Annotated in this window: 10 protein-coding genes and 1 riboswitch; all 10 genes read right to left on the reverse strand. The window is 29.2% G+C overall.

Annotated features, from left to right (window positions below):
• Window positions 1-18: 18 nt before the first annotated feature.
• Window positions 19-1,836 (reverse strand): ATP-dependent zinc metalloprotease FtsH, encoded by a 1,818-nt coding sequence (gene ftsH, locus KGF48_RS13065; protein ID WP_227829938.1) that lies wholly within the window; start codon window positions 1,834-1,836, stop codon window positions 19-21.
• A 30-nt stretch (window positions 1,837-1,866) separates the two neighbouring features.
• Window positions 1,867-2,310 (reverse strand): MarR family transcriptional regulator, encoded by a 444-nt coding sequence (locus tag KGF48_RS13070; protein WP_227840666.1) that lies wholly within the window; start codon window positions 2,308-2,310, stop codon window positions 1,867-1,869.
• 295 nt (window positions 2,311-2,605) lie between these two features.
• Window positions 2,606-3,238 carry a TetR/AcrR family transcriptional regulator gene (locus KGF48_RS13075; RefSeq protein ID WP_227868121.1) on the reverse strand — a complete coding sequence of 211 codons (633 nt, stop codon included), beginning with the start codon at window positions 3,236-3,238 and terminating at the stop codon, window positions 2,606-2,608.
• 153 nt (window positions 3,239-3,391) lie between these two features.
• Window positions 3,392-4,282: a homoserine O-succinyltransferase gene (locus tag KGF48_RS13080; protein ID WP_227840668.1), complete on the reverse strand. Its 891-nt coding sequence runs from the start codon at window positions 4,280-4,282 to the stop codon at window positions 3,392-3,394.
• Window positions 4,283-4,314: 32 nt separating this feature from the next.
• Window positions 4,315-5,580 (reverse strand): O-acetylhomoserine aminocarboxypropyltransferase/cysteine synthase family protein, encoded by a 1,266-nt coding sequence (locus KGF48_RS13085; protein WP_227829942.1) that lies wholly within the window; start codon window positions 5,578-5,580, stop codon window positions 4,315-4,317.
• Between the two features lie 109 nt (window positions 5,581-5,689).
• Window positions 5,690-5,792, reverse strand: a riboswitch (SAM riboswitch).
• A gap of 53 nt (window positions 5,793-5,845) precedes the next feature.
• On the reverse strand, window positions 5,846-8,503 hold the full coding sequence (locus KGF48_RS13090) for a cation-translocating P-type ATPase (RefSeq protein ID WP_227840669.1): 2,658 nt from the start codon (window positions 8,501-8,503) through the stop codon (window positions 5,846-5,848).
• Between the two features lie 129 nt (window positions 8,504-8,632).
• Window positions 8,633-9,376: a peroxide stress protein YaaA gene (gene yaaA / locus KGF48_RS13095; protein ID WP_227829944.1), complete on the reverse strand. Its 744-nt coding sequence runs from the start codon at window positions 9,374-9,376 to the stop codon at window positions 8,633-8,635.
• A 9-nt stretch (window positions 9,377-9,385) separates the two neighbouring features.
• Window positions 9,386-9,850, reverse strand: coding sequence for a thioredoxin-dependent thiol peroxidase (gene bcp, locus KGF48_RS13100; protein WP_227829945.1), 465 nt, complete (start codon window positions 9,848-9,850; stop codon window positions 9,386-9,388).
• Between the two features lie 267 nt (window positions 9,851-10,117).
• Complete coding sequence (gene ade / locus KGF48_RS13105; protein WP_227868122.1) at window positions 10,118-11,815, reverse strand: adenine deaminase; 1,698 nt, start codon at window positions 11,813-11,815, stop codon at window positions 10,118-10,120.
• 317 nt (window positions 11,816-12,132) lie between these two features.
• Window positions 12,133-13,287, reverse strand: coding sequence for a putative manganese transporter (locus tag KGF48_RS13110; protein WP_227868123.1), 1,155 nt, complete (start codon window positions 13,285-13,287; stop codon window positions 12,133-12,135).
• Window positions 13,288-13,445 lie beyond the last annotated feature (158 nt).

Below are 13,445 nucleotides of genomic sequence, written 5' to 3' on the forward strand. Positions count from 1 at the left end.
ATCTTTATTTCAACATATTTACTTTAAATTCAGTATTTCCATGAATTCATCACCTGTAATTGTCTCTTTTTCCAATAAATATTCAGCAAGTTCATGTAGCTTATCTATATTATTCTCTAAAATCTCAATTGCATTTTTATGACAAGTCTTTACTATTCTAAATACTTCTTCATCAATTTTAGCTGCAGTATCTGAAGAACAAGCAAGAGAAGAGTCTCCTCCTAGGTACTGATTACTTACTGTTTCAAGAGCAACCATATCAAATTCCTCACTCATACCAAGACGAGTAACCATAGCTCTTGCAATCTTAGTAGCTTGCTCTATATCATTTGATGCACCTGATGTACAAGTATTAAAAATAACTTCTTCAGCAGCACGACCACCTGTAAAAGTAGTTATTTTATCAATTGCTTCTTCTTTGGACATAAGTACACTTTCATCTTCTGCAACTTGCATAGTATAACCCAATGCACCTGAAGTCCTAGGTATTATTGTAATTTTATGGACAGGTGCAGAATGTTTCTGCATTGCAGCAACAAGTGCGTGACCTATTTCATGATAAGCTATGATTTTCTTTTCTTTATCAGAAATCACAGCTCCTTTACGTTGATATCCTGCAATTACGGTCTCAACAGATTCCTCAAAATCTTGTTGCTCAACTACATCTCTACCAGATTTAACTGCTAAAAGTGCTGCTTCGTTTACAATATTTGCAAGTTCTGCTCCAGATGCACCTGATGTAGACCTAGCGATTGCATTATAATCTATATTTGAGTCTACATTTACATTTTTAGCATGTACCTTTAATATAGCTTCACGTCCTCCAAGGTCTGGAAGTTCAACTGGTATACGTCTATCAAATCGTCCTGGACGAAGTAATGCTTTATCAAGACTATCAGGTCTATTCGTTGCAGCTAGTATTACTACACCTATTCCACCATCAAATCCATCCATCTCACTTAATAACTGATTTAAAGTTTGTTCACGTTCATCATTTCCACCTAGTCCACTTCCATTATCACGCTTTTTACCTATAGTATCAATTTCATCTATAAACACTATACATGGAGCTTTCTCTTTAGCTTGTTTAAATAAATCACGTATTCTAGATGCTCCCATACCTACAAACATCTCAACGAATTCAGAACCAGATATTGAAAAAAATGGTACATCTGCTTCGCCTGCTACAGCTTTTGCAAGTAATGTTTTTCCTGTTCCTGGAGGTCCTACTAAAAGTGCACCTTTTGGCATTTGTGCTCCTATTTTTTTATATTTTTCTGGGTTGTGTAAGAAATCTACTATCTCACTTAGAGCTTCTTTTGCCTCATCTTGACCAGCTACATCATTAAATCTTTTTCCACTTTGGGCAGATACATACATTTTGGCATTGCTCTTTCCAAATTGCATACTATTACCACCCATTCGTTTTTGCATCGATTTCATCATTAAATTACCAAATAGCATAAGAATACCTATAGGTACTATCCATGTAAGTAAAATACTTAAAAGAGGTGAATTTTCTTTAGGAATAATCTTAGTAAATTCTACTTTTGCATCTTTTAATCTATCAACTAGTTCTGGGTCATCCATTCTACCAGTTATGTATATATTTTTATCCTTACTACTAGATGGGCTTATTGCAATTTTATTACTTTCTATCTCAACAGATTTAACCTTTCCTGTATCTAACATTGTAAGAAATTTTCCATAATCAATCTCAACCATTTTTTTATCCATTAGACTTGGAAATATTAAAGCATTTAAAAACATTACTACTATTATTATTATTGTGTAGTAATAGAGTATTGACCTCTTTTGTGGTTTGTGTTCATCCATAATTTTGTTCTCCTTTAAATTAATTTTATGTTATTTGCAATCAATATGAGTTAAAAGCTTATTTAATTTTTTTAAGCCCTCTATTATATCTTCCATATCTTGCAATTTTTCACTAGTCATATTTTCAAAATAGTCATCAAAAATACTACTTGAAATATTTTCTTGTATATCTAACGATTTTTCTGTTACTTTAACTTTTACAATTCGTTGGTCTTCTTTATCTCTTATACGATTTAAAAATCCTTTTTTTTCTAGTCTTTGGCATATTACTGATACATTGCTATTTGTCATATTCAAATTTTTACCTAAATCACTTATTTTTTTCTCTCCATGTTCACATAGTTCTGATAAAATCAAAGCTTGTACTGCTGTAATCCCAAGTGGTTGATAGAACTGACTTAATGAAGTTGTAAATTTAATATTTATATCTCTAGTTAATTCTAGCAGTGCTTTTTTAAAACTTATCTCATCCATATAAATTCTCCCTGTAAAAATACTTTATTTTACTAATATTTTTAACTTTAAATTCAAAAATATTTTATAAATAATACTTAACACTATAAATATTTAATGTATTAAATATTATAGTATTAAGTATTTATTGTCAATAACAATATTGTAACTTCAATCATAAATAGTTTATCTTATTATTGAAATTTTTGTATAAGATATTTTTAATAAAAAATCGATGTATTTATTTTACACCGATTCCTCTCATTTTAATCTTATTTAAAAATTAAAATCTAAAGTATTTACTATTACAATAAATTTAATCTTCTGTTAACATATTATATATAAAATCAAAACTTCCTTTATGTGCACCCAAAGTCGTTTCCATAATACAAACAAATGCCTTTGCTTTTTGTAGTATTTCATCATTATCCCAATCAAACATACCTTTATCAAATATACATTCAGAAGAAACAAGTAAAAACTCTATTGTCTCTTTTGGATATTTTGTATTGAATATTCCTTCTCTTATACCTTGTTCTACTACCTCTGTTAAAATAGGTGTAAAATTTAAAATAGTTTTAACTATTGTCTTTTGATGCATCTCAGCATTGTTGGGTTGGTGAAATTGGTTAATCACTTTTTCCTTACTTCCTCCAACTTTAGGTCTTTGAGATATTAATATTTGAAAAAACTTTTCAATAACTGGAATATCTGGATTTGAAGCAATTTCTTTTAACATATTTATATCATTATCTATAATTCTAGTTATAATTGCATCCATTACCTCTTCTTTAGATTTAAAGTAGTAATAAAATGTTCCTTTTGCAATTCCAATCTCATTTAAAATATCATTTATAGTAGTTTTTGTGTATCCTTTAGTACAAAAAAGCATTTCAGCTGTATTGAGGATTTCACTTTTACGTTCTTCCGGGTCTTTTATAATTCTCATATAGTTTCTCCTTTCAATAGACCATCAGTCGGTTTAGTCTTATTATATAAAACTACTTTTATAATGTCAATTTTATAAAGTAAAAATAAGGTATAAAGAAGTATTATAATTACTTTTATACCTTATAGATTCTCATATTTTTTTAGTTGTGCTTTATATTATTAGATAGTTTTTTATCCAATTTCTAAACAAAAGTTCTGAATGTTTTTTCCATTTAACAGTTGGTTCTTTTGAAGGATCGTCATTTATATAGTAATTTTGAGGTATTGAGATTTTATCACCTCTATCTACATCTCTTTTATATTCTCTATCTAAAGTATATTTATCATATTCACTGTGACCCATTACAAATACATCTCTTGAATTTGTAATTATATAAGGACCAGCTTCTTTAGAATGACTTACAATGCTCAATTCATCATTATTTTTTAAAGTTTCAATATTTACAGTAGTGTGTCTTGAATGTGGAGCAAAAAACTCTTTTTCAAATCCATCTACTATCTTACTATTTTTATCTACTTCATGCTTAAATACTCCAAAACATTTTTGACTTAATGGAAGTTTTTTTACATTGTAGTATTTGTAAAGACCTGCTTGAGCTGCCCAACATATATATAATGTAGATTTAGCCTTTCTTTTAGAATAATCCATAATATCTTTTAGTTCATCCCAATAATCAACTTCTTCAAACTCCATTTGTTCAACTGGAGCTCCTGTTATTATAAAACCATCAAAAGATTCTTTTTTTGCTTCATCAAATGTTTTATAAAAATTCTTAACATATTCATTACAACTTCTTTTACTCTCTCTTGTTGAGATTTTAATAAATTCTACAGATACATTAAAACCTGTCTTATCTATTCTTCTAAGTAAATCTAACTCTGTATCTATTTTTATGGGCATTAGATTTAATATAGCTATTTTAGTATCTATATTTTCTTTGTATTCTAAATGTTTATTAAAGTCTTCTTTACAAATCACATCTATTCCTTCATCTAATAATTTATTAATAACAGGTAGCCCCTTTGGTAGTATTAAAGCCATCTCTTTTCACTTCTCTTTCTCTTCTTATACTATTAGAAATTTAAAGCTTGATCTAAATCAGCTATTAAATCCTCTACATTTTCTATTCCAACAGATAATCTTATTAGTGAAGGTAATACTCCAGATGCAATTAATTGTTCTTCTGTTAATTGTCTATGAGTAGTTGAAGCTGGATGTATAACACAAGTTCTTACATCTGATACATGAGTGACTAATGCTGCTATTTGTAGTTTTTCCACAAATTTTTTAGCATTTTCAAGTCCCCCTTTTACTCCAAATGATAAAACTCCACTGCATCCTTTTGATAGATATTTCTTGGCATTTTCATAATACTTATTATTTTCAAGTCCTGGATAGTTAATCCAATCTACATTTTTATGTTTTTCTAAAAACTTAGCTATCTTAAGTGCATTTTCACTATGTCTCTCCATTCTAAGATGTAGTGTTTCAATATTTAAATTAGTAAGATATGCGTTAAATGGACTCAAACAATTTCCATAGTCTCTAAGTAATTGAACTCTTGTTTTAGTAGCATATGCAGCATTGCCAAACTTCTCAGTATAACTTATTCCATGATATGTTGGGTCTGGCTCAACTAATTCTGGAAATTTTCCATTGTCCCAGTTAAAGTTTCCACCATCTACTATAATTCCACCAACACTTGAAGCATGGCCATCTAAGTATTTTGTAGTAGAATGAGTGACTATATTTGCTCCATATTTTAGTGGATTACAAAGTACTGGTGATGCTAATGAGTTATCAACTATAAATGGAACATTAATTCTTTTAGCTACATTTGCTATTTTTTCAAAATCTATAACTTCAAGAGTTGGATTTGCAAGTGTCTCTGCAAATACAACTTTAGTATTTTCATTTGCAAGTTCTACTATTTCATCCTCGCTTGCATCTAAATCAAATGATATTAAATCTATTCCAAATTTTTTAAGACTAGGTCCTAATAAATTAAATGTTCCTCCATATACTTTTGAAGAACAAAGTATACTATCTCCAGATTTACATATATTTAAAACTGCCAACATATTTGCAGATTGACCTGAGGATACGGCAACAGATGATACTCCTCCCTCTAACAAACTTATCTTTTCTTCAAAAGCTTGAACAGTAGGATTACTTATTCTGGAATACATATGACCATCAGCTTTTAAATCAAATAAGTCAGCAAGTTGGTCTATACTACTATATTTAAAAGTTGTACTTTGATATAAAGGTAAAACTCTTGGTTCTCCATTTCCTGGCTTATAATTTCCTTGCACGCATATTGTTTCTTTGTTATACATTTTTGTATCCCCCTTAGATTTTAATTAAGAAAATTAAACTATTTGTCAGATGAGATTTAAAATAAATAAAGCCTGAGTATATAACTCAGGCTCTGTATAAGCTTAATTATACTCATCTCTCAGCTTTCGCCGCAGGATTTAGCACCAATGTATATAAATATACTGGTTGCCGGGTTTCATAGGGCCAGTCCCTCCACCTCTCTGGATAAGATTTATTTAATTTTTCTATGTTTTATATCTTATATTTTTTTCCTAATTTTGTCAACTATTTTTTATATAATTTTCTTTTAATAAATTTTCCAACCTCTACTTGCACTACAGACATTATAGCTAAAATCACTGTTACAAGCCACTGTGAGCTATTTAAAACAGTTAAATTAAATGCATCTCTAAAATTAGGGACAAATAATATAACTGCCATAAGCAAAGCAGAAGTTAAAAATGAGATTAAAAGAAATGGGTTTTTACCACTATTTTTAGTAAACATAGAGTCTGTATTTGAACGTTGGCTAAATGCACGCAACATTTGTGAAAATGCTAATACACAGAATGCCATTGTTTGACCTACAGTATGGTTTCCTATATTAAGACCAATTTTATATGCTAAAATGGTCATTATTGCTACAAATATCCCCTGAGTAATAACTCTTTGTACAAGATTTTTTTCAAACAAACTTTCTGATTTAACAGGTTGATGCTTCATTATGTTTATACTTGGTGGGTCAACTCCAAGAGCAAGTGCTGGAAGAGTTGCTGTTGCAAGGTTTACCCATAGAATATGCACAGCAAGAAGTGGAGTATCCCAGTTTAACAATATTGCAACAAATAGTGTAAGTATCTCTGCTATATTTCCAACAAGCAAGAATTGTATAACCTTTTGTATATTTCTATATACACGCCTACCCTCTTTTATTGCATAAGCAATTGTGGTAAAACTATCATCCATTAAAATCATATCTGAAGAATCTTTTGCCACATCTGTACCACTTATACCCATAGCTATACCAATATCAGCAGACTTTAATGCAGGGGAGTCATTTACCCCATCTCCAGTCATCGCTGGTACTTCTCCTATTCTTTTTAGAGACTGTATAATTCTGAGTTTATCAAATGGTGATACACGAGCAAATACTGTAGCATTTTTAACAGCTTTATCCAGTTCCTCATCACTTAAATTATCAAGTTCATCACCAGATATAACAGTATTTCCTTCATTCCAAATTCCCAATTCATGAGCTATTGTTGTGGCAGTGACTTTATGGTCACCTGTTATCATTATGGTTCTTATGCCTGCTTCTTTACAAGTTTTTACTGCATCAATTACCTCAGTTCTTGGTGGGTCAATCATACCAACCATACCAATAAATGTCAAATCATATTCTATGTTTTCACTATCTTCCTTTGGTATCGATAAAATTTCACGCTTAGCAAAACCAAGTACACGTAATGCATCTTTAGACATAGCGAGACATAATTCGTGTATATTTTTTTTATCCAACTCTGTAATGTTTCTTTCACCTTTTGATGTTAATATTTTGGTACATAAATGGAGAAGTTCATCCACTGCACCTTTAGTATATACTGTGATTTTTCCATCTATATCATGAACAGTTGTCATACATTTTCTGTCGGAATCAAAAGGTTGCTCAAATACACGTGGATATTTCTCTTCAAGAGCTTCTTGATCTATTCCAAATTTATTAGCCATAAAAATCAATGAACCTTCTGTTGGATCACCTAATATTTCATCTGTTTTATCTGGATTTATACATGCATCATTACAAAGTGCACCAGCATAAACAATCTCTTTGTATACTAGTGGATGTTTCTCAGACGCAGTATCTATTGATGTTACTTTTCCAGATTCAAAATCGCCATTTACAGCAATATGTGTAACAGTCATTTTATTTAAGGTTAATGTACCAGTTTTATCACAACATATTACTGTAGCTCCTCCTAATGTTTCAACTGCTGGCAACTTTCTAATCAAAGCATTTCTTTTAGCCATACGTTGCACACCTAGAGCCATTACAATGGTTGCTGTTGCAGGTAATCCCTCTGGAATGATTGATATAGCAAGGGAAATTGCAATCATAAACATTGGTAAGAGAGGTCTCTGGTAAAATGCACCTATTGCAAATATAATAACGCATACAATAATACCTATAACACTTAATGTCTTTCCAACAGTATTAAGTTTACGTTTTATAGGAGTATCAAAATCATTTTGTGAATCTAAAAAATGTGCTATATTACCTACTTCTGTGTCCATACCAGTTGCAACTACAACGCCTACACCTCTACCATATGTGACAATTGAAGACGTATAAGCCATATTACTACGGTCTCCTAATACACTTTCTTCAGGTAAAAGGTCATCTGAATCTTTTTCTGATGGTACAGACTCTCCTGTTAAAGAAGCTTCTTGAATTTTTAAACTAGATGTATCTATTAAACGAATGTCTGCTGGAATCATTGCTCCATCTTCTAAAAAAACAATATCTCCTATTACAAGATTACTTGCTTGGATAACATTTTCTTCACCATCACGCATAACACGTGCTGTAGGTGAATTCATATTTTTTAGTGCTTCTAATGATGATTCTGCTTTTTTTTCTTGAACAATACCAATAACTGCATTTACTGTTACAATTATTAGAATTACAAAAGCTTCTGTAAATTCTCCAAATGCTAAAGATAATACTGATGCACCTATTAGTATCAATACCATAGCATCTGTAACTTGGGTCCAAAGCATTTGTAAAACTGTTCTAGGTGGTCTTTTTCTCAGTTCATTTAAACCATGCTCTTTAATCCTGTTTTCCGCCTCGGTATCGGTGAGCCCCTCCTCTGATGAGTCTAAACTCTCTAATACTTCATGTGTTGCCATCGAATGCCAAGGCATCTGTTTGTGATTTTCCATTTTGGAAGATCACTCCTTTCTTTTTTTGATTTAAGAATAATTATATTTTAAAATCCAATTCAATTCAATACTCAACAATTATATTTTACCTAAATTTAACAATTTGGTTTAAAATCTATATAAAAATATCTACTCTTTTACAAACACATACTCATTATTGTTAGATAAGTTTTCTTGATATTTATACCCTTCTAAATTAAATTTTTTTAAGTCGTTAATATCTTCTATTTTATTTTTAATAATATATTTTACCATCATTCCTCTAGCTTTCTTTGCTTGTGTTGATTCAACTTTTAATATATTATTTTTATTTATTTTAAAATTACATGTTACATATGTATGATTATCATCGATAAATTTTCCCACAGTTTTACTGTATTCACTTGATGCAAGATTGACAATAGCTGTATTTTCTTTACTTAATTCTTTATATATACTGTCTCCCCAATATTCATATAAATTTTTAAATTCTCTTATCTGTAGCTTTGTCTGCATTTCTAGTCTGTATTCATATATACTATCATAAGGTTTTACAACCCCATACAATCCACTTATGATTCGAATACAATTATTTGCAAATTCCTCATCTTGCTTTGTAAAACGCTCTGCTTCTATATTTTTATATTGTATTCCATCATAAGTTAAGATTGCAGGACTTCCTAGACTGTCAAATTTAAAATTATCAAATCTACTCTTGTTCAATATGGCTAACTTCTCGTTGATTTTCATTTTATTTTTAAAATCTTCTAAACTAAAATTTTTTATATTCTTTGATATTTCTTTTGCATTATCTATAAAACAGGGTAAGCTTAAATCTCTATCAACTGCTTGTGCATGTTTCATATTTTTAGCTGGTGATAACATTATAATCATAAATTCTTATTACTCCTGTTTTTCCAAATATTCAAGAATCTCTTGTGCATTTGTATCTGGTTTTGCTTTTTCAAAAACTTTTTCAATAATTCCACTTTCATCTACAATATAAGTTGCACGAACGACTCCTAAAGCAGTTTTCCCATACATTTTTTTCTCTTTCCACACATCAAAAGCCTTAATAGCAATTAAATCTGGATCAGAAAGTAAAATAAAAGGAAGCTCATGTTTTTCTGCAAATTTTTGATGTGATTTAATACTATCTTTACTTATTCCAATAACTGGTATATCATTATTTTTAAATCCTTCATATGCGTTTCTAAATGCACATGCCTGACGTGTACATCCTGGTGTATTATCTTTAGGATAAAAATATATTACCACTTTTTTCCCCTTAAAATCTGACATACTGACTTTATTTCCATCCTTATCTTCTAATGTAAATTCTGGTGCTTTTGTACCTATACTTAACATAAATATCTCTCCTTTTGTTTTTTAATCAATAATTTATACTATATTTATATTAATACCCTATATTTCTATATATAAATAAAATATTTTACTTTTTTATATGGAAAATTTCATGGATATGTAAATTTTATATACTAAAAATTTCAACTTTATTTGATTAGAGCATTTAAAGTGGAATTTATGTTAAATAACTATAGTAATTAAAATAAACAGGATTTAATTTATGTATTAAATCCTGCTTATTTATTTTTAATCTTCTAATACTCTAATCTATATAAATTTAAATTCTTCTACATCAAATAGACCTAAATCAGTAAGTCTTATTTTTGGAATAACAGGAAGAGCCATAAATGAAAGTGTAATAAAAGGGTCTACATACTTTGGAACTCCCATTTTTCTTGCTATTTTTAACATATTATCAGTTGTTTCTTGCACTTTATCTGCTGGAAGAGTACTAATTAATCCAGCTACTTGAAGACTTAAGTGAGCAAGTACTTTTCCATTTGATACAATTACATAGCCACCCTGTATATCTCTCAAGTAATTTACTGCAACTATAATATCTTCATCATTATCTCCTGCAACTATGATATTATGTGAATCATGAGCTACAGTAGTTGCTATTGCTCCATTTTTTATACCAAAACCTTTTAATGGTGCAACTGATATGTTTCCAGTCATTCTGTGTCTCTCAACAACACAAAGCTTTGAATATTCTTCATTTGGATTGAAATATCCATTTTTGTTTGGTATAGATTCAAATAATTTATTTGTTAGAATCTGATATGGTACAATTTCCATTACATAATTTTTCTCATTTGACTTTAATTGTATTTTTTCTCTATCAATATCTTTAAATTTAACTGTATTAAGCAGCTCTTTATCCTTAATTTCATAATTATAATCAGAAAAAATTCCCTCATCTATCAATTTACCATCTTTATAAACACTAGCTACCTCCATATTTTCTAAATTGTTTAGAACAACAATATCTGCTTTATACCCAGCACCTATTGCTCCAATTCTATTTAGACCATATGCTCTTGCTGAATTATAAGTTGCAATTTTAATAGCTTTAATTGGCTCCATACCCAAATCGATTGCACACTTTATATTCCATCTTATATGCCCTTGTTTTTCTATATCATCCAAATGTTTGTCGTCTGTACAAAACATAAATTCTTCAATTGGTAAGCTATGTTTCAATAATCCCTTTATTATAGCTTCTAAGTTTTTTGCTGCACTTCCTTCTCTTATAAAAATTTTTAGACCTGCTCTTAATTTTTCATACACTTCATTAAAAGTTATACATTCATGGTCATTTTTTATTCCTGCACATACATATGCTTGAAGTGACTTTCCAGTTATATTTGGTGCATGTCCATCTGCCATTTTATCTTTAAAAGCCTCTAATTTATCTAAAATTTCTTTTTCAGCAGATATAACATCATTAAAACACATTACCTCTCCTAATCCTAAGATTCTAGGATTATTTATGTAGGCATCCATATCTTTTGCACTAAAATTTCCTATTCCATTAGTTTCGAATCTTGTTGCAGGTACAGATGATGGTAGCATAATATATACATTTAAAGGTATCTCTTCTGTTGATTCTAGTAAAAAGTCTATTGCACTTGCTCCTTTTACATTGACTAGTTCATGAGGGTCAGCTATAACAGTTGTTGTACCTGACTTTAGTAATTTTTTTGATAATTCAATTGGCATTACCATTGTAGACTCAATATGCATATGTGCATCAATAAAACCAGGTGACAAGTATTTACCACTACAATCAATCTCTACTTTTCCACTATATTCGCCGATTCCAACAATTGTATCCTCTACTATTGCTATATCTCCTACTATTAATTCTTCTGTGAATACATTTATAATTGTTCCATTTTTAAGTACAATATCAGCTTTATCTCTTCCACTTGCTACATCACACTTTTTTTTCAAATTACTCATTTTTACAACTCCTCTTAAATTTTTTATATCAATATACTTGTTGTATCATATTAATTTATATTAGCATATTTTATGCTTACATCTCTACCCTACTTACGTTGAGTATGGAGTATTTGGCCTATCTTCGATAAAAAGCATTTATTCCATAATTTATTAAATTAAATACAAAAACATGAGAAACAATAATATTATTTCTCATGTTCTTTATAAATATTTTAATTATATTAAATTTTATTTTTTATATTTTTAATATTTGTTGCTATATCCATAGTATAGATTTATGTATTTTTATCATTTATACTAATAACTACTTTTAATTAATCTAAAAATGCATAAACTATCATTCCTACGATTATAGCTGGTATAGTAGTAATAATCATAGCCCATAAGGAAGATTTTTTGTCCATTGCTAAAAGTGGAAAAAGTGCATCTCCATCTTGAGATATGGAATTAGCTATTACTGCACCAAGTGGTATAGTTCCTTTCAAGTAAAATGACATAAGTACAATTTGTATACCACACCCTGGAATAAGCCCAAGACCTGCACCTATAAATACACTAATTACACCTGTTGATAAAACTAAATTAACTAAGTATTCATCTCCACCTAAAACCAATATTATCAAATCGTAAATAAGATATGCAATAAAAATCCATGTAATAACAAATGAAATTTCACCTACAGAATGTATAAGCATTTCTCTTAAGGAAATCTTCTTATTTTCTTCCTCTTTTTGATTAGAATTTTTAAATACTTTTTTAAAACACCACATATAAACTATTGAGAATAGTATTCCTATAACTGCTATTGCTTCTTCTAGTGAATGTAATTTTTCAATAATAGGAAGATTTATTCCAGAATGAGCAAGAGACATAAATATAAAACCTATTAATACAATTCCTATATAAATTTTGTACCCTTTACCATGTGTTATTATAAATGCAAGTCTATTCGTATTTCCATGAGATTTAGCTAAATTATCCAAAATTATACCATCATGATTATGCGACTCTTCATTCTCTTTATGCTCACTTTTATCTATATTATGTTTGTCTGATTTTCTATATTTATTTAATTTCAATTTTTTTTCTAATTTAAAATAATCTACTAGTTGTCCCGTTATTATTCCTGTAATTGTACTAACTATAGTCACAAAAAAATACATTTTAATATTTGATGAAATAAGTATAAATGCAGCATCCCCCATACTTGCTATTAAACTTGCAATGATTGCTCCAAAGCTTAATTTTCCACTTATATATAATGGCATGATTGCCAAACTCCCACCACAACCTGGTATAGCTCCTATCAAAGCTCCTATTAAAGGTTGATATTTTCTATTTTTTGATATAATATTAGTAAAATTACCACTAGTTTTATAGTTTATATATCCAAATAGCAAAATAAAAAATCCAATCATAGAACCCACATGTAAAAATGCTTCTTCAGAAGCAGATATTAACATTTCCATTAATTTACCTCCTATATTAATTTCGCAATAATTATATTATATTTTATTTGTTATTGATAATCAATATCATTATACTATTTAAATTTCTAATATTAAAAAGTGCATATCTTATATTGTTAATTTCTTGCATATTAAGATACACACTTTCTGATATTAGG

Origin of the sequence: Clostridioides sp. ZZV15-6388 (genome assembly GCF_020657755.1) — a bacterium.
Taxonomy (GTDB): domain Bacteria; phylum Bacillota; class Clostridia; order Peptostreptococcales; family Peptostreptococcaceae; genus Clostridioides.